Raw genomic sequence first — 17830 nt, 5'->3', positions numbered from 1 at the left:
CCTCGGCAGGAGTCCGTCTGCGGCCTTGAGAGGGCCTGTGGCGCACCGCACGATGGCGGTGCCGGAGCAACCTCCAGTGCGCCGGCCCCGCCCAGCGGGCGGTCCCCCATCCAAGGAGAAAGACCATGCGTCGCACAACGCTGAGCGCCCTCATCGCCTCCCCGGTGGCCGCCGTCTCGCTGGCGGGCCTGGCCCTGTCGTCCACCGCCATGGCCGACAGCCCCGACCTCGGCCCCGAGTCGGCCGCCGTCGTCGACTTCAAGGCCCCCAACGGGGGTGTGGACAGCTCCACCCGCTACGTGGTGACCACCGCCGCCGAGAGGGCCGAGCACTTCGGTGCCACCACCGCCCTGGGCACGGTGAAGGACGCGTCCGGCCAGAAGCTGGTCATCTCCCGCACCACCGCCGACCAGATCGCCCGCATGAACCACGGCGAGGCCGGCGAGCGCGGCCCGGGCTTCCGCTCCTTCGCCACCCGGGCCGAGGCCGAGGCGTTCGTGCAGAACGACCGCACCGCCCAGACGGTGGGCGCTGCGCTGGACCTGCCGCCGGTGGACAACCAGGACACGGTGAACCCGTGGTTGGACGAGGTGAAGGAGGAGCGCATCCGCCAGACCATCACCGACCTCTCCACCACCTGGCCCAACCGCTACTACGCCTCCAGCCACGGCAAGGCCGCCACCGCCTACGTGCACGACGCGTGGACCAAGGTGGCCGGCGACCGCGAGGACGTGACCGTGGCCTACGACGAGTCGTGCGGCTCCGACTGCGGCAACCAGTCCAACGTGACCATGACCGTCAAGGGCACCGAGAACCCCGAGGAGATCGTCGTCATCGGCGCGCACTTCGACTCGGTCTCCAATGCCGGCCAGGGCGACGACATGGACGCCCCGGGTGCCGACGACAACGCCTCGGCCACCGCCACCGTCACCGAGGTGGCGCGGGTGGCGCTGGAGAGCGGCTGGAAGCCGAAGCGCACCGTGGTGTTCGCCGCCTACGCCGCCGAGGAGGTGGGTCTGGTGGGTTCCAACGCCATGGCCCAGTCCTTCGCCAGCGAGGGCAAGAACGTGGTGGGCGTGCTCAACCTGGACATGACCAACTACGACGGTGGTGACACCGACATGTCCGTGATGGAGGACAACGTCAACACCGAGCTGACCGCCTTCAACAAGGAGGTCTTCACCACCTACCTGGAGCCCAAGGGCATGACGCTCGGCGCCATCTCCTGCGGCTACGGCTGCTCGGACCACTCCTCGTGGACCTCGGCCGGCTACCCGGCCTCGATGATGAGCGAGACCGAGCTGTTCCCCTACATCCACACCGCCTACGACACCCTGGAGAACTCCGGCGGCACCGCCGAGCACTCGGTGAAGTTCGCCCAGTTCGGCCTCGCGTTCCTCGGCGAGATGGCCAAGACCGGCGCCTGATCCCCCTCCGCCCGGGTTTGTGTGTGGGCCCGGGCACCAGGCGCTCCGCTTCGAGCCCCACCCCTGAGCGGGGGTGGGGCTCGAAGTCCTTGCGGGGGGGGGTCAGGAGGCCGGTCTCAGGGGCACTCCTGGCCGTGGGGCATCGCCAGTAGACGCCGAGCGGGGGTGAGTGAACCCTTGCGCCCGCTCTCCTCGTGGTACTCGATGGTGAGGTGGTCCTCCGTGGTGTGGTCGCCGGTCACCTCGAGGACGACCGCCACCCGCTTGGACTCACCGGGGGCGAGTGTGGGTGAGCTGTCCCCCGGGCGAGGAGGGATGTCCGGGGAGGCGGCTGCGGCGTACAGGTACTCGTCCATCCCGACGAGGAACCAGTCACGCACCGTCTGGCCCGACCGGTCGGGCATCTCCACGCGGTCCACCGTCAACGTGACATCCCCATTGTTCGTGATCATCTGGGTTGCGAACATCTTGAGTTGGTCCGGTTTGGGTCCTGCCGGGCCACGGGTGCGAGCTCCGCTGTCGGGCGCGGTGAGTGCTGTGGACGGGTGCGGCCAAACCCCCCAGACAGCGGCCGCCGCGAGGAGAAGGACCCCCACAGCGGTCGCTGCCGAGAGCACCAGGTGTCGTGTAGAACGCATCGCCGCTCCTTGCGACTCCTGCGGTGACCCGAGTGGTCCCCGCCGTCGGGAAGAGAATCCGGCCACGGGTGGCTGCCCACAAGGGCCGAGGGGAATCGTGTTCGAATCGTGACCGCCCCGGAGCTCTGTTCAGCGTGCCGGCGCCCTCACCAGGGGTGGGGCTCGAAGTCCTTGAGGAACACGCCGTACAGGTCCTCGCCGGCCTCACCGCGCACGATGGGGTCGTAGACGCGCGCGGCGCCGTCCACCAGGTCCAGCGGGGCGTGCCAGCCCTCGGCGGCGATGCGCAGCTTCTCGTGGTGCGGCCGCTCATCGGTGATCCAGCCGGTGTCCACGGCGGTCATCAGGATGCCGTCGGTCTCCAGCATCTCCTTGGCCGAGGTGCGGGTGAGCATGTTGAGTGCGGCCTTGGCCATGTTGGTGTGCGGGTGGCCCGAGCCCTTGTAGCGGCGGGAGAACTGCCCCTCCATCGCCGAGACGTTGACCACGTACGAGCGGCGCGCGCCGGCCTGGACGGCGGCGGCCAGCGCCGGGCGCAGGCGGCTCACCAGCAGGAACGGTGCCACCGAGTTGCACAGCTGCACCTCCAGCAGCTCCATCGGGTCCACCTCCTGCACCTTCTGCGTCCACGAGTTCTGGGTGGCCACGTCCGGCAGCAGGCCCCCCGCATCCAGCGCGGTGCCCGCCCGGTGGGCCTCCAGGCTGGCCGACCCGGCACGCAGGGCCAGGCGCGTCATGTCCGATGCGGTGAGCGCGCCCCCCTCCACGTGCGCCACCGCGTGCTCGCTCAGCGAGCCGACCAGCGCCGCCGGGTGCGCCTCGCTGATGCGGTCGAAGGCCAGCATCGAGGGGCGCAGCTCGTCGCCGACCAGCGGCTGCTTCTCGCCCTCGGTGAGGTGGGAGTACGAACCCGGCGTGCGGCGCACCGTCTGGCACGCGTTGTTGATGAGGATGTCGAGCGGCCCGCCGGCGGCCACCTCGTCGGCCAGGGCGATCACCTGGGTGGGGTCGCGCAGGTCGATGCCCACGATGTGCAGACGGTCGATCCAGTCGGCCTGGTCCGGCTGGGCGGCGAAGCGGCGCGCGGCGTCCCGGGGGAAGCGCGTGGTGATGGTGAGCTCCGCGCCGTCGCGCAGCAGCATGAGGGCGATGTACATGCCGATCTTGGCGCGGCCACCGGTGAGCAGGGCGCGCTTGCCGCGCAGGTCCGTGTGCTGGTCGCGGCGGGCGTGGCTGTCGCCGGCGCAGTCCGGGCAGAGCCAGTGGTAGAAGGAGTCGACCGCGGTGAACTTCTGGTGGCAGATGTAGCAGCCGCGCGGGATGTTCAGGTGGCCGATGACGTGCCCGGGCCCGGCCAGGCCGGTGGGGGTCTCCAGCAGGATGCCGGCCGTCTCGTCGTCGATGCGCTGCGGGCTGCCGGTGGCGGTGCGCTCCATGAGGCGCTGGTCGGCCTCGAGCAGGGGCTGGCGCTCGGCGCGGCGGGCCTCCGCGCGGCGTGCCTTGCGGACGGCCTTGTACATGCGGCCCGCGGCGCGCTTGACGGTCTCGATGTCCGGGTGGCCCTTGGGCAGCTCGTGCAGCTGGCCGAGCACGCGCAGGGTGGCCTCGAGGTCCGCCGGGTCGATGCCGGGGTGGTCGGTGGCGGGGTCCTCCGGGGCCAGGCCCTCGGCGGCGGCGTCGGTGTCGTGCGTGGCGTCGGCGGGGGTCACGTCATCGGGCTGGTGGGGCTGTGGGGGCTGGTCGGGCACGGGGCGCATCGTAGGTGCCCTGGCCGGTCCGAGCCCCCCGATCCGGTCGGGCGGCCGGCGCGGGGGGCGGGAACGCGCAAGGGGGTGGGGCGGGTGCAGATCCAGGTTCAGGCGGCGCGGGAGGGGTGCCGCGCCAGGGTCGCTCGCATGCCGGCCGCGGTGAGGTGCTGCCCGAAGAGCACGTTGCCCGGTTCGGCGAGACGCCCGCGGGCCAGCGGCGCCTCCACGGGTGCGAAACCCATCGCCACCACCAGGCCGCTCACCACGGTGCGGGCGGTCGGGTCGTCGCCGGCGACGAGCAGTGCGCGGCGGTGGTCCGGGCCCGATGCGGGGTCGGCGCCACCGGGCCCCCGCGCCTCGAGGTCGCCGTCCTCGCCGTCCGCGCCAGCCGCGCCGCCCGCCCCACCGGGCGCCACCTCCACGTCGTGGTACGAGAGGTGGTTGAACGCCTTGACCACCCGCGAGTGCCGCAGGTGCTCGGCCACCGCCCCGCTCGTACCACCCGGGTGCACGGCGGCCGGCATCAGCTCGGCGGCATCGCCCCAGGCGTTCATGGCGTCCACCACCACCCGCCCGGCCAGCAGCTCGGGGTCCAGCTCCTCCAGGTGCTCCAGCGGCAGGGCCAGTAGCACCGGCACCGCGGGCGAGCCCGCCGGCATCAGGTGCAGGCGCCGGTGCACGCGCACCCCCAGCCCGCGGGCGGCCGCGCGCCCGGCCAGGGCCCGGCCCATGCGGCCGGCACCCAGTACGTCCAGCTGGTCCACGCGCGTCCTCCTCTCGATGCCGTGCTCCCGGGCGTCCGCGCCGGACTCCCGCACGCCGCCCACGGTGCAGTGCCTCATGCCGGCCGCACCGTCAGGTCACCGTCCCGGGCCGCGCCCGTCTGCCCCGCACCGTCACGTGCTGCGTGGGCGCCGCCACCGGCGACCGTGCGGCCCGCCCGGGCCCGGCGCCGCGCCGGAACCCACGCCCCGGAGAGCAGCCGCTGCGCGGCCAGGTCCACCAGTGTGCCCACCGCTCCGATGAGCAGGATCACCACGAGCATCTCGTCGTAGGCCAGCCGGTCGCGGGCGTTGAGGATCTCGTACCCCAGCCCGCTGCGCACCCCCAGCATCTCCGCCGGCACCAGCACCACCCACGCGATGCCCAGCGCCAGCCGGATGCCGGTGAGCACCTGCGGCCGCACCCCCGGCCACACCACGGAGCGCAGCAGCTCACCGCGCGAGGCGCCCAGGGTCCGCGCCACGGCACCCCAGCTGGGCGGCAGGTTGCGGATCCCGTGCGCCGTGTTGAGCACCACCGGCCAGGTGGCCGCCGCGGCCACGATGAACACCACCGGCACCGCCCCGATGCCGAAGGCCGCCACGGCCACCGGCGCCCAGGAGAGCGGCGAGACCATGCGCAGGAACTGGATGCCGGGAGCGGTGGTCTCGCGCACCCACCGGCTGGCGCCCACCATCGCGCCCAGGGGCACGCCCACGAGCACGGCCAGCGCCACCCCCGCGGCGAGGCGGCCGAGGCTGGTGGCCAGCCCCGGCAGCAGGGCGCCGCGGCCCCACAGCTCGGCCAGGGCGCCGGGCACGCGGTCGGGGCGCATGGCGGCGGCCATCGGGTCGGTGCGGCCGGCCACGGCGGTGAACACCCACCAGGCCAGCACGAGCAGCAGCACGCCGAGCAGGCCACGCCCCAGGGCGCGGGCGGAGGGGGTCATGCGGAGTACTCCTCGGTGCGGGGGGTCAACAGGGGCGAGTCGGGGCCGTCGAGGGCCTCCAGGGAGTGGCGCACGAACCGGTCGTCCACCACGCGGGCGTGCACCGATGCGGGGTCGGCGTCGTGCAGGAAGGCGTCGGGGGCGTCCACCACGGTGCGGCGCATGGCCTGCACCAGCCGGGTGGTGAAGTCCTTCTGCGGCCACGGGGTGAAGTCCAGACGCTCGCCGTGCCAGTCGGCGTGGTCCACCTGTGGCGGCGCGGTGCCGGGCCTCGGCCCGTGCGGGTGGTGGTGCAGCGCGGCGGCGATGGCCGGTGGCGGCTGGGGCAGGAACTCGCGGCTCAGCATCGCGGCGGCCTCGCCGCGGTGGGCGCTGGTCCAGCGGCCGGCCTCCACCAGTCCGCGGGTGAAGCGCTGCAGCACCTCGGGGTACTCGCGGGCCAGGTCGCCGCGCACCACGGTGACGCAGCAGGCGTGCTGGCGCCACACGTCGCCCAGGAAGCGGTGGATGCGGCCCACGCCCTGGAGCGCGGCGCCGGCGTTGAACGGGTCGGCCACGGTGAAGCCCTGCAGCGTGCCACCGCCCAGGGCGGGCAGCATGTCCGCCGGGGCCATGGGCACCAGGGCCACCTCGCCGTGGCTGGCGCGGGGTCGGCGGCGGATGACGGGCACCATCCCCTCGGCGCGCAGCATCTCCTGCAGCACCACGTTGTGGATGCTCCACCAGGCCGGAATGGCCACGGTGCCGCCGGCCAGGTCGGTCAGCCGCCGCACGTGGGGCGCCACGGTGAGCGCCGAGCCGTTCACGTGGTTCCACGCCACGACGGTGGTGTCGGCCCCGAGCCCCAGGCGCAGGTGCAGCGCCATCGGCATGAGCAGGTGCACCACGTCCACCTCGCCGGCCATGAGCGTCTCGGTGACCGACGCCCAGCTGCGCAGCAGCACCGGCGGCGCCACGTGCACATCCTGTCGGGCGAAGTGCCCGCCGGCGTGGCCCACCAGCAGCGGGGCGGCGTCGGTGATGGGCAGGAAGCCGATGCGCAGGGGGTTCTCGCGGGTGCCGGCACCCACCGGGCGGCGGTCGCCGGCCTGCCAGGTGCCGCCCGCCCAGGCCGCCGCGCCCGTGCCCAGCACCGCGGCCGATGCGGTGAGCAGCTCGCGCCGCGTGGCGCCGACGCTTCTCATGCCGCCCACGCCACGTCCCGCGCGTAGTGGGCGGCCAGCTCGCGCTCCAGGGCCACGCGCCCGGCATCGTCGGCGGGACGGGTCCAGCGGCCGGTGACGCCCCGGGCGCCGTCCAGGTGCACGATCTCGTCGCCCAGCCGCACGGCCTCGGGCACGTCGTGCGTCACCAGCAGGGCCGCCACAGAACGAGCGGCCAGCAGGTCGGCCAGCCAGCCCTGCAGGCGGTCGCGCGTGGCCGGGTCCAGCGCGCCCAGCGGCTCGTCGAGCAGCAGCACCTCGGGGTCCACGGCCAGCGCCCGGCCGATGGCGGTGCGCTGCGCCTGCCCGCCGGAGACCTCGTCCACGCGGGCGTCGGCCAGGTGCTCGATGCCGAGCTCGGCCAGCAACTCGCCCGCCGAGAGGTGCCCGGCGCCCCGGTTGGCGCGGAACCCGGTGCCCAGCACGAGGTTCTGCTCCACCGTGAGCCACGGCAGCAGGGCCGGCTCCTGGAAGGCCACGGCCGGACGGCGGGCCGCCGGGTGGCGCTCCACGGTGCCGGTGGTGGGCTCCAGCAGTCCGGCGGCCACCCGCAGCAGCGTGGACTTGCCGCTGCCGGAGGGCCCCAGCACCACGGTGGTGCGGCCGGCCACGAGGTCGAGGTCCACCCCGGCCACCGCCGGTGAGGCGGCACCGGGGTGGGTGTAGCCCACGCCGCGCAGGCGCAGCACGGTGGTCATCCCGCCTGCTCCAACCGGCCCAGCAGCACACGCAGGTGGCCCTCGGTGGGCGACTGCACGGGCAGGAACTCGGCCTCGCGCACACGGCGGCTGGTGGCCGAGCGCAGGGCGAAGCCGCGCCCACCGGCCACGCGGCGCTCCAGGGTGGTGGTGCTGCCGGTGAGGTGCGCGGCGGCCAGACGCAGGCGCACCAGCTCCCGGCGGGAGGCCTCGGCCGGGGCGGCGGCCACGGCCTCGAGGCGGGTGGTGAGCTCCTCCAGCTCGCGCGACAGGGCCGCGTGGTCGTCGGCGAACACGGCCGACTCCGGGCCCGCCAGGAACTCCGCGCTGGCGGCGAGCGACGCCTCGCAGAGGCCCAGGCAGAACGCGCTCTGGAACGCCAGGAAGGGCGTCGTCACGCGCTCGCGGAGGGCGGCGGCGTCGCGGGTGAGCACCCGCTCGGGGCCCACCTGGACGCCGTCCAGGGCCAGCGATCCCGATGCGGTGGCCTCCAGCGCCGTGAGGCCGGACAGCAGACGCACGGACAGGCGCGGGTCGTCGGTGGCCACGCGGACCACGGCCAGCGCAGGGCCAGCGGTCGCCTCGGACCCGCCGGCCGCCGCACCGCCCTCCTCCAGCCGCACCGGCAGCAGCACCTCGCCGTCGGGCAGCAGGTTGGACGCCCACGGCATCCGCCCCTCCAAGCGCAGCCCGCCGTCGGGCAGGGGCGTGCCCACCACGGACACCTCGCCCAGCCCGGCCGCGCTCTTGAACAGCGGCGCCATGGCCGAGCTCAGCGGTACCGCGCCGGTCTCCACGCCCTCGGGCAGGGGCGCCCCGGCCGCGTCGAGGTACTCCACCCCCATCCGGTGGCCCCACAGCGAGAACGCGGTGGACAGGCACCGGGCACCGGTGGCGCGCAGCACGGCCACCTGCTCGCGGAGGTCGCCGGCGGTGGCGGTGTCACCGCGGCCCAGGGTCAGCGCGGTGCCGCCGTGCTCGGCCAGGGTGGTGAAGGCGGGGCGCTCGCCGCGGTCCACGGCCGCCGCGTGCTCGGCCGCGGCCTCCAGCAGTGCGGTGTGCGCGTCCTCGGGGCTGGCGTCCACACCGGTGTGCGTGCGCGCGGCCAGGGTGGTCACCGGCCCACACCCCGCAGCAGGTCGAGGTCCAGCACGTGCAGGCGGTCGATGGGGGTGCTCACGGCCTCGCGGGCGCGCACCACGGCGTCGGTGTCCGGGGCGTCGTAGAAGCACAGGCACTTGGCCGTGTCCTCGCGGACGTAGGTGCGCAGGAAGGAGGTCTCGGGCACGTCGGCGTACTTGGGGGCGTTGGCCTTCTTGCGCGCCAGGTAGGCGTCCATGGTGATCTCGGCGGGGATGTCCCACTCCACCAGGTAGCCGGCGGCGGGGCGGGCGGCCTTCACGTCGGCCAGCTCGGCGCCCACGAGGCGCACGGTGGCGGGCTCGGAGACCTCGGCGGCGGCGTCGCCCAGCGCGGTGGCCAGGTCGGCGGCGGGCGCGGCATCGGCCTCGCCCTGCACCTCGGCGATGACGAAGACACGGCCGCGGTCGGAGGTCACCTGGGCCTCCACCAGCTCGTGGCCTGCCTCGGTGAGGGTCGATGCCGTGCGGTCGAGCAGGGCGGACACGGCCTCGCGAGCGGTGTCGGCGGGGACGATCTCGATCAGCTGCAGGCTCATGGGTGCTCCTCGGGGGCGGTGGGGGAGTGCGGCCGGTGCGGTCGGCACCGTCGACGCCGCACAACGGTAAACAGGCGTGCGGATGTTCCAAACTCAGAGTGATGTGAGATAGCGCACGCCGGCATCTCCCACGCAGAGACCCCCGGCCTGGGTCAGGACCCCCTCGCCACGGTGGGGTGTTCCTGACCCAGCCCAGGGGTCCTGGTCCAGTTCGGGGGTCCTCGGTGAGTGGTCCGGCTCAGCCCTCGCCGCCGCGGGCTGGCACGTGGCCCTCGAGCGCGGCGTCGAACCGCGCGTCGAGCACCTTCTGCATCGACCGCACCCAGCTCGCCGTCACGTGCGCGCCCTGCCGGTAGGTGAGCACCCCGCCCACCACGGCCCGGCAGGTCCCCTCGGGGCAGAGGAAGTCGTTGAGGTCCACCACGGTGGCGTCCTCCACCCGGTCCACGGCACCACGCAACGGGGGCGAGCCCTTGCCCTCGGCGGCCGGCCAGTCGCAGGCCGTCACGTCCTGCCGGTGCTCGGCCACGCACTCGTACACCTTCGTCGGTGGCACGGGCACGTCCAACAGCGCCACCACCCGCGTCCCCCGCTCGGCGAGGGGCCGCCAGTTGCGCTCGTACCCCGCCACCAGCGGCTCCACGCCGTACTCGCGGGTCTCTCCGCCGGCAAACGCCACGTGGGCCCCGCCGCTGACGACCAGCACGTCCGGCTCCAGCGCGGTGAGGCGCTCGCGCACCCCGGCGCCCCAGGCCATGCAGCTGGCGTACCCCTTGTGCTGGGTGAGGGGCGCGTCGGCCCAGGTGCAGGACGACTTCGTGTACGACACCACCAGGTACCCGCGCCGCCTCGCCCAGTCGTCCAGGGCGGGCAGCCACTGGTCGGCCTTGGAGTCGCCGGCCACGGCCACCACCACGTCGCCCTCGGGGTCGCCGAAGCGGCACTCCACCGGGTCCGGGCTCTCCTGGGTCACGTGGCAGCCGCGCGCGTGGGTGGGCGGCACGTCCTCGACGGCGGTCGTCGGCGCCGGCGTGATCGATGCCGGGTCGGCCGCGAACGCCTCGGGCCGCACCACGGGCTCCACGTCCGCGGGCACGCTGCCGGCACCGGGGTCGGGCAGCAGCTGCTCGGCGCCGTGGTGGCCGACGGTCAGGTCCACGGCCGGCTCGGTCCGCTGCGACCCGATGGCCACCAGCGCCGCGGCGGCGGTCACCCCGGTGAGTCCCGCGCCCAGCAGCAGGGCGTTGCGGGTGCGCTTGAACGCCGGGGCGAAGCGCACCGGGTTCTCCACCAGCCGGTGGCCCGCCCACGCGGCCGGCACGGCCACCAGCACGGCCAGCAGGGTGGCCCACAGCGGGGCGTCCCCGTCGAACGGGCCCTGGTCCACCAGCACCACCAGCGGCCAGTGCCACAGGTACAGCGAGTAGCTCAGGCCGCCCACCCACACCATCGGCGCGGAGCGCAGCCCGGCCAGCAGGACACCCCCGCCGGAGACGCCACCGGCCACCACCATCGCGGTGCCCAGGGTGGGCAGCAGGGCCGCGCTGCCGGGCCACGGGGTGGCGGGCGTGACCAGGAAGAAGCCGGCCAGCACCAGCACCACGCCCAGCAGCACCAGGCCCGATGCGGCGGGGCGGCGCAGGCGCGGCCAGAACCCGGCGCCGCAGGCCACCACGGCGCCCACCACGAGCTCCCACAGCCGCGTGGTGGTGACGAAGTAGGCCGACTCCGGCGTGTGCGCGGTGGCCCACAACGACCACGCGAAGGACGGCAGGCCGATGAGGAGCAGCCCGCCCACGGCCGTGGGGCCCAGCCGCGTGCGCTGGCGGCGCACCACCATCGCCACGCCGAGCAGCACCAGCGGCCACAGCAGGTAGAACTGCTCCTCCACCGCGAGCGACCAGTAGTGCTGCACCGGGGAGGGCTGGGAGTCCTCGGCGAGGTAGTCGGTGGAGCGGTCGGCCAGGCGCCAGTTGACGACGTACAGCGCCGATGCCGCGACGTCGCCCCACATCTCGCGCCACCGAGTGGACGGCAGCAGCAGCCAGGAGGCCACGGCGGTGAACGCCAGCACGAGGGTGGCGGCCGGCAGCAGGCGCTTGAAGCGGCGCCCGTAGAAGGCCGGCAGGTCCACCGTGCCGGTGGAGCGCACCTCCTTGAGGAGCTGGCCGGTGATGAGGAAGCCCGAGAGCACGAAGAACACGTCCACGCCCGAGAAGCCGCCGGGCACGAAGGGCAGGCCGGCGTGGTACGCCATCACCGAGAGCACCGCCACGGCGCGCAGGCCCTCGATGTCGGGGCGGAACCCGGTGGGGGCCGTGGCCGGGGTGGCCGGTCGCTGTGTGTCGCGCTGGGCCGCCGCCCGGGTGCCGGGGGCGGGCACGCGGCGCACGCGGTCGGGCAGGGGGCGCACGCGCGGGCCCCGCGGGGCGGGGCGTCGTCCTCGGCCGCTCACCGGGGCGACGGAGCGTGCGGGGGTGCGGCGGCGCGCGGTGGTCACGTGGTCTCCCCGGGTCGGGCCCGCCGGTGGGGTGTGGCCCCAGGGGCGTCTGGTCGATCGAGCGAAGGATAGGCGAGCAGGGGCGACGTCCCGGGTTGGAACGACCCGGCCGAGGGCGCGACACTCACACCGTGCCCACCCGCCACCGCCTCGCCCCCCTCGCCTCGCTCACCGCCGCCTGCCTCGTGCTGGCCGCGTGCTCCGACGACGGGGGCGGCCCCACCGCGCCCGACCCGGCCTCGCCGGCGACCGTCACCGCACCGGACGGCGAGGCGGCCACCTGGTCGGACTGGGTGTCCTACGGCCCCGACGAGCGGCAGCGCTACCTGATGCTGCCCGGTGAGCAGGACGGCGGCGTGGCGGTGCTCGTGCACGGCGGCAGCTGGGTGGGCGGCACCGCCGGCGCCTACGTGGACCCCGCATCGCCCCTCAACGCCCTGGTGCGCGCCCTGCATGACGACGGGTGGTGGGTGGCCGCCGTGGAGTACCGGTACGCCGACCGCGCCCCGTGGCCCGCCACCGCCGACGACGTGCACGCTGCCACGCGCCACGCCGTCCGCGCGGCGCGCGAGCAGGGCGCCGACGCCCGCCTGCTGCTGGCGGGCGACTCCGCCGGCGGGCACCTGGCCGCCCTGGAGGGCACCACGCACCCGCGCGAGGTGGACGTGGTGGCCGCGTACTACGGGCTGCACGACTTCACCACCTCGGCCGGCCAGCGCACGGCCCGCGGCTGCCCGCAGGTGGACGTGGGGGCACCCAACGTGTTCGGCACCGAGCCGACCACCCCGCAGCAGCTGGAGCGCGCCCGGGCCGCCTCGCCGGTGCACCGGGTGACCCCGGACTCCCCGCCGATGGTGCTGCTGCACGGCCAGGACGACTGCATCGTGCCGCCGGAGCAGTCGCAGCAGATGCACGACGCCCTGGCCGACGCGCACGTGCCGGTGGAGCTGGTGAGCCTGCCGGGCCAGGGGCACGGCGGGCCGGCGTTCACCGACGGCACCACGCTGCCGGCGGTGCTGGACTTCGTGGACGAGCACGCCCCGGCCGCTGGGGCCGCCTCCGGCGCGGCAGGCTGAGGCGATGAGCTCCGCCGACCGCGCCACCGAGACCGCCCCCGTCCCCCGCGTCCGGGTGGGCGCCCGCTCGTTCGGCCCCGGTGCCCCCGCCGTCGCCGTGCCCGTGATGGGCTCCACCCCCGAGGAGGTGCTGGCCTCGGCCGCGCGGGCGTGCTCGGGCCCGGCCGACCTCGTGGAGTGGCGGGTGGACCACCTCGCCGCGCCGGTGGCCGACCTGCTCACCGACCTGCCGGACCTGCTGGCACGCCTCGTCGAGGCCCTGGACGGGGTGCCGCTGCTGGTGACCTACCGCACCGCCGGGCAGGGCGGCGAGGGGCACGCCACGCCGCAGGAGTACCTCGCCCTCGTGGAGCGACTCGCGGACCTGCCGGGGGTGGACCTCGTGGACGTGGAGCTCGACCACCCGCAGCGCGACGCCGCCCTGGCCGCCCTCCGCGCCGCCGGCGTGCCCCGCCTGGTGAGCCACCACGACTGGTCCGGCCAGGCGCCGGAGGCCGAGCTGGAGCAGCAGGTGGCCGACCTGCGCGCCACCGGGGCCGATGCGGTGAAGCTCGCCACCACGCCCGCGGACACCCCGGCGGCCCTCGAGCTGCTCGCCGTCCTGGACCGGGTGAGCACCTCGGGCGTCCCCGTCGCGATGCTGGGCATGGGCGCGGCGGGGCAGGTCACCCGGCTGGTGGGGCCGGCCTGTGGCGGGTTCCTCACCTTCGCCCACGCGGGCGCGGCCAGCGCGCCGGGGCAGCTCGACGTGCACCTGGTGGCGGCTACGGTGGAGGGCCTGTGCGGGCCGGGAGGCGAGCCGCCCGCACCCTGACCGTCCCGAGAACCCCTGCCCGAGAGGACCGTCGTGACCACCTCCCCGATGCAGACAACCGTCTTCGCCGTGTGTGCCGCCCTGACTGTCACCGGGTGTGGCGGAGGCCTCCCGGGCGAGGGGGCTGCCGGCCCCACCACGGCCGTCACCGCGGCGCCGTCCGGGGGAGAGGGGCAGCCCGCCGCGTCGGAGGTCGCCTCCGGTGACGGTGCAGCCGGTGACGAGGGGGCGCAGCCCGGCCCGTCGGCGGAGGGCACGAGCGCTGCGCCCGGCCAGCCGGGTGACCCGGCCGCGACCGGCGGCGAGGACGGAGCGGGCGGCGTCGGGGACCCCGACGACGGTGCTGGTGCCGCGCCCGCACCGGAGCAGCCCGCCGCGTCGGGCCAGCCGGGCACGTCCGCCCAGTCCGACGACCCGGGCACGGGGCAGCCCACGGACGGCGGAACCGACGGCTCCGCCCCCGGCGCCCCCCAGCCCGGTGACCCCGTCGTGGACCCGGGGCAGCCCGGTGCGTCGGCGCCCACCACCACGCAGCCCACCGAGGGGGCGCCCACCTCGTCGCCCACCCCGTCCGGCGGCACCGTGTCCGCCCCGGGGGATCCCGCGCCCACCGACCCCACGGCGCCGGCCCCCACCGACACCGCGCCGGCCACGGACGAGCCCGACCCCACCGACTCGGCCCCGGCCACGGACGAGCCCGCCCCCACCGACTCGGCCCCGACCACGGACGAGCCCGCCCCCACCGACTCCGCCCCGACCCCCTCGGACAGCGGGCCCGGCGACCCGACCGACCCCTCCAGCACGAGCCCCACCGACGGCCCCAGCCCGAGCCCCAGCGAGTCCGGCCCCACCAGCCCGGACGAGGGCTGGAGCGACTGGTACCACTACGGCGACGCCGCCGAGCAGAAGTACGCCCTGCTGCCCGGCGAGCCCGGCCGGGACGTCGTGGTGCTCGTGCACGGCGGCGGCTGGGTGGGCGGCCGCGCCGACGCGTTCATGGACGAGTCCTCCCGCAAGAACCGGGTGGTGCAGCGTCTGCACGACCAGGGCCTGTGGGTGGCCACCGTGGAGTACCGCAAGGCCGACGAGCACCCCTGGCCGGCCACCAAGGACGACGTGCACGCCGGCGTGACCGCTGCGGTGAAGAAGGCCCGCAGCCAGGGCGCCGGCCGGCAGGTGGGCCTCTTCGGCGACTCGGCCGGGGGCCACCTCGTGGCGCTGGAGTCGGCCACGCACCCGGGCACGGTCGACGCCGTGGTCGGCTACTTCGGCATCTACGATCCGCTCACCGGCAAGAAGCAGCGTCGGGCCATGGGCTGCCCGAAGGCCACGGCCGCCGAGGACCACATCCTCATGCACGACGCCACCGACCCCGCCGTGCGCGACCGGCTGCGCCGCACCGCCTCGCCCGTGGCCCTGGCCAGCCCGAGGACGGCCCCCACCTACCTGCTGCACGGCGACGCCGACTGCGTGGCCCCCGCCGCCCAGTCACGCCAGATGCACGAGGCCCTGCGCGACAAGGGCGTCGACTCCCGCCTCGACGTGGTGCCCGGCGCCGACCACTCCCAGCCGGCCTTCTGGACCGAGGACCGCCACCTGGGCCGGGTGGCCTCCTGGTTCGCCGACCACGGCGTGGACTGAGGCGCGTTGGTGCGGTCGGGCCCGCATCGGCCGGTAGTGTCCGGGGAATGATCCGACGCACCCTGCGTGACCTCCCCGCCATCAAGTGGCGTGACGAGAAAATCAACGAGTGGCGCGAGCTCGCCCGTCAGCAGAAGGCCGAGCTCCGCGAGGCCCGGGCCGAGATCGAGCGCCTCCGCGGTGCCTCGGCCGGCGTCACCGGAGTGGAGCCCGGCGACGACCTCGACGGCGCCACCCTCACCCGCGACAAGCCCGGCACCCTGCCGCGCGCCGAACTCTCCCGCCGTCAGGTCAAGGCCCTGAACGATGCCGGGTACCCCGGCACCGTCGGCGCCGCCCCGGGCGACGCGCGCGCCTACCCGAGCTTCGTGGACCACCTCTACGAGGCCCGCCGCCGCCGGATGCACCTGCAGAGCCAGGGCCTGCGGAACCACCCGCGCAGCGCCATCCCCAAGAAGCTGCAGAACCTGGCCCTGGGTGCCAGCCACGGCGTGCAGCCGCCCAACGTGCTGCGCATCTGGACCCGCAAGAACGAGATCGACCTCTCGGAGCTGCCCGAGGAGTTCGTCATCAAGTCCAACGGTGGTGCCGGCTCGCGCGGCGTGTACCCGCTGCGCCGCGTGGACGCCGCCCGCGACCTCTACGAGGTCAACGACACCACACGCCGCCGGATCACCGGGGCCGAGGTGGTCAGGAACCTCACCACCGACCGCAAGCTGCTGGGCCCCTGGTTCGCCGAGGAGATGCTGGTGGCCGACATGGGCGACGACCCGCTGCCCGCCGACATCAAGATCTACGCCTTCTACGGCGAGGTGGGCTACGGCTTCGCGCGCCGCGCCCCCATGCACCGGGGCGCGCAGGGCTGGCAGGAGAACCTGCAGTTCCGCTACTTCGACGCCCAGTGCCGCGACATCCCGCTGCGCCGCGACCCGGCCTCGCAGACCGACATCCCCTTCTCCCCGAAGCTGCCGCAGATGGTGGAGTTCGCCAAGGTGCTCTCCAAGGCCGTTCCCCTGCCCTTCGTGCGCGTGGACCTCTACGGCACCACCCGCGGCATCGTGATGGGGGAGATCACCCTGGTGCCCGGTGGCAGCCAGCACGTCTTCCCGCTGGAGGACGCGCGCCTGGGCCTGATGTGGGAGGAGGCCGAGATGCGTCTGCAGATCGACCTGGCCAACAACGGCCGGCCCTTCCGCAACATCGCCGGTGACCACCCGGTGCCGGAGATCCTGCGGCCCTACCTGCCCCAGGCCGACTGAGCGGCGCCCTCCCCCCGCGGGAGGGCGGCGCGGTGGTGCGCGGCGGCCTACCCTGCACCCATGCTCCGACAGACGCTGCGGGACCTGCCCGCCATCAAGTGGCGTGACGAGAAGATCGCCGAGTGGCGCGAGACCGCCCGCACCGAGAAGGCCGCCCGCCGCGCCGCCGAGCAGCGTGCGGCCGAGCTCGAGGGCAGCGCCACCGCCCGGGCGCGGTCCGCCGAGACGCTCGAGGCCCGCCTGGCCGATGCCGAGGAGGCCCGCCGTGCCGCCGAGGAGCGGGCGCGGAAGGCCGAGGCCGAGGTCGAGCGCCTCCGCGAGGCCGCCAAGCGCCCGGACCCGATCCAGCTGCCGTGCGGCCAGAAGCAGCTGGGCACCCACACCACACTCGTCCGCGACGCCGACGGCGCCGCGCCCCGCGCCGAGCTCGGCGGCGACCTCGTCAAGGCCTTGAAGCGTGCCGGGCACGAGCCCTCGGCGGGCACCACCGCCGGCGACCCGCGCGCCTACGGCAGCTTCGCCACCCACCTGCTGGAGGCCCGCCGCTACCGCAAGCGCCTGTCCGACCAGGGGCTCAAGAACCACCCGCGCCGCCAGATCCCCAAGAAGCTCGAGAACTTCGCCCTGGCCGCCAGCCACGGGGTGCGTCCGCCGCACGTCCACGCCGTGTGGCGCACCCCCGAGGCGATCGACCTGGCGGGCCTGCCGGACGAGTTCGTGCTCAAGTCCAACGGCGGCGCCGGCTCGCGCGGGGTCTACCCGGTGCGGCGCGTGCCCGGGCTGGCCGACACCTACGAGGTGGCCGACGAGACCCGCCGCCGCCTGACCGGCGCGGAGATCATCCACAACCTCACCACGGACAAGAAGCTCTCCCGCCCCTGGTTCGCCGAGGAGCTGCTCGTCTCCGACGTGGGCGGGGCCGGCCTGCCCATGGACTACAAGTTCTTCTCGTTCTACGGCGAGGTGGGCTTCGCCTTCACCCGCCACGCCCCGATGCACCGCGGCGCCGAGGGCTGGATGGACGCCCAGGAGTTCCGCTACGTGGACGGCGAGGGGCAGGACATCGAGATGCGCACCGGGGCCTCGCGCCGTGACGTGCCGCTGAGCCCGCTGCTGCCGGAGATGCTCGAGGCCGCGAAGGTGCTCTCCCGGGCGGTGCCGCTGCCGTTCGTGCGCGTGGACCTGTACGGCACCCCGCAGGGCGTGGTGATGGGGGAGATCACCCTCATGCCCGGCAGCCACGTCACCGACCTGCTGCCGCTGCAGGACGCACGCCTGGGCCGCATGTGGGAGGAGGCCGAGATGCGCCTGCAGATCGACCTGGCCCACAACGGGCGCCCCTACGCCATCCTGGCCGGCGACCACCCGGTGCCGGAGGTGCTGCGACGCTACCTGCCCAAGAAGGCCTGAGCCGCCGGACACGCCATCAGGCACGCGA

15 protein-coding genes are annotated in these 17830 nt (G+C 75.1%); 6 read left to right on the top strand and 9 right to left on the bottom strand.

What is annotated here, in order from left to right:
- Positions 1 to 125: 125 nt before the first annotated feature.
- Entirely contained in the window at positions 126 to 1427 is a 1302-nt protein-coding gene (locus CYJ76_RS02225; RefSeq protein WP_101849129.1) for a M20/M25/M40 family metallo-hydrolase, read from the top strand.
- Between the two features lie 116 nt (positions 1428 to 1543).
- Here CYJ76_RS02225 and CYJ76_RS02220 read toward each other — a convergent pair whose 3' ends face one another.
- The 9 genes from CYJ76_RS02220 to CYJ76_RS02180 all read right to left on the bottom strand — a co-directional run bounded on the left by CYJ76_RS02220 (position 1544) and on the right by CYJ76_RS02180 (position 11602).
- Entirely contained in the window at positions 1544 to 1852 is a 309-nt protein-coding gene (locus CYJ76_RS02220) for a hypothetical protein (protein ID WP_144043016.1), read from the bottom strand.
- A 359-nt stretch (positions 1853 to 2211) separates the two neighbouring features.
- Entirely contained in the window at positions 2212 to 3822 is a 1611-nt protein-coding gene (locus CYJ76_RS02215; RefSeq protein ID WP_083323600.1) for an SDR family NAD(P)-dependent oxidoreductase, read from the bottom strand.
- A 98-nt stretch (positions 3823 to 3920) separates the two neighbouring features.
- Positions 3921 to 4655, bottom strand: coding sequence for an NADPH-dependent F420 reductase (locus tag CYJ76_RS02210; protein ID WP_144043015.1), 735 nt, complete (start codon positions 4653 to 4655; stop codon positions 3921 to 3923).
- Positions 4652 to 5524, bottom strand: coding sequence for an ABC transporter permease (locus CYJ76_RS02205; protein WP_101849127.1), 873 nt, complete (start codon positions 5522 to 5524; stop codon positions 4652 to 4654). The genes CYJ76_RS02210 and CYJ76_RS02205 overlap by 4 nt, the downstream gene beginning before the upstream one ends.
- Positions 5521 to 6708, bottom strand: a complete 1188-nt coding sequence (locus CYJ76_RS02200) for an ABC transporter substrate-binding protein (RefSeq protein WP_101849197.1) — start codon at positions 6706 to 6708, stop codon at positions 5521 to 5523. The genes CYJ76_RS02205 and CYJ76_RS02200 overlap by 4 nt, the downstream gene beginning before the upstream one ends.
- Entirely contained in the window at positions 6705 to 7424 is a 720-nt protein-coding gene (locus tag CYJ76_RS02195) for an ABC transporter ATP-binding protein (RefSeq protein ID WP_101849126.1), read from the bottom strand. Before CYJ76_RS02195 ends, CYJ76_RS02200 begins: the two co-directional genes overlap by 4 nt.
- Positions 7421 to 8542 (bottom strand): acyl-CoA/acyl-ACP dehydrogenase, encoded by a 1122-nt coding sequence (locus CYJ76_RS02190; RefSeq protein WP_101849125.1) that lies wholly within the window; start codon positions 8540 to 8542, stop codon positions 7421 to 7423. Before CYJ76_RS02190 ends, CYJ76_RS02195 begins: the two co-directional genes overlap by 4 nt.
- Entirely contained in the window at positions 8539 to 9102 is a 564-nt protein-coding gene (locus CYJ76_RS02185) for a DUF4242 domain-containing protein (RefSeq protein ID WP_101849124.1), read from the bottom strand. Before CYJ76_RS02185 ends, CYJ76_RS02190 begins: the two co-directional genes overlap by 4 nt.
- A gap of 238 nt (positions 9103 to 9340) precedes the next feature.
- Positions 9341 to 11602, bottom strand: a complete 2262-nt coding sequence (locus CYJ76_RS02180; protein WP_238138116.1) for an acyltransferase family protein — start codon at positions 11600 to 11602, stop codon at positions 9341 to 9343.
- 131 nt (positions 11603 to 11733) lie between these two features.
- On the opposite strand from CYJ76_RS02180, the gene CYJ76_RS02175 reads away from it, so the two are divergent.
- From CYJ76_RS02175 to CYJ76_RS02155, 5 genes are read left to right on the top strand one after another with little or no spacing between them, the layout of a single operon-like run.
- Positions 11734 to 12678 carry an alpha/beta hydrolase gene (locus CYJ76_RS02175; RefSeq protein WP_101849123.1) on the top strand — a complete coding sequence of 315 codons (945 nt, stop codon included), beginning with the start codon at positions 11734 to 11736 and terminating at the stop codon, positions 12676 to 12678.
- A gap of 4 nt (positions 12679 to 12682) precedes the next feature.
- The gene (aroD, locus tag CYJ76_RS02170; protein WP_101849122.1) at positions 12683 to 13492 is read left to right on the top strand and encodes a type I 3-dehydroquinate dehydratase; all 810 of its coding nucleotides are present in this window, start codon (positions 12683 to 12685) and stop codon (positions 13490 to 13492) included.
- 33 nt (positions 13493 to 13525) lie between these two features.
- The gene (locus CYJ76_RS02165; protein WP_101849121.1) at positions 13526 to 15133 is read left to right on the top strand and encodes an alpha/beta hydrolase fold domain-containing protein; all 1608 of its coding nucleotides are present in this window, start codon (positions 13526 to 13528) and stop codon (positions 15131 to 15133) included.
- A 47-nt stretch (positions 15134 to 15180) separates the two neighbouring features.
- On the top strand, positions 15181 to 16392 hold the full coding sequence (locus tag CYJ76_RS02160) for an ATP-grasp fold amidoligase family protein (RefSeq protein ID WP_101849120.1): 1212 nt from the start codon (positions 15181 to 15183) through the stop codon (positions 16390 to 16392).
- A 60-nt stretch (positions 16393 to 16452) separates the two neighbouring features.
- Positions 16453 to 17802 (top strand): ATP-grasp fold amidoligase family protein, encoded by a 1350-nt coding sequence (locus tag CYJ76_RS02155; RefSeq protein WP_101849119.1) that lies wholly within the window; start codon positions 16453 to 16455, stop codon positions 17800 to 17802.
- The last annotated feature ends 28 nt before the right edge of the window (positions 17803 to 17830 follow it).

The sequence above is a fragment of the Kytococcus schroeteri genome (assembly GCF_002847825.1).
GTDB lineage: Bacteria > Actinomycetota > Actinomycetes > Actinomycetales > Dermatophilaceae > Kytococcus > Kytococcus schroeteri.
This window is presented reverse-complemented; position numbering and strand designations above follow the sequence as displayed.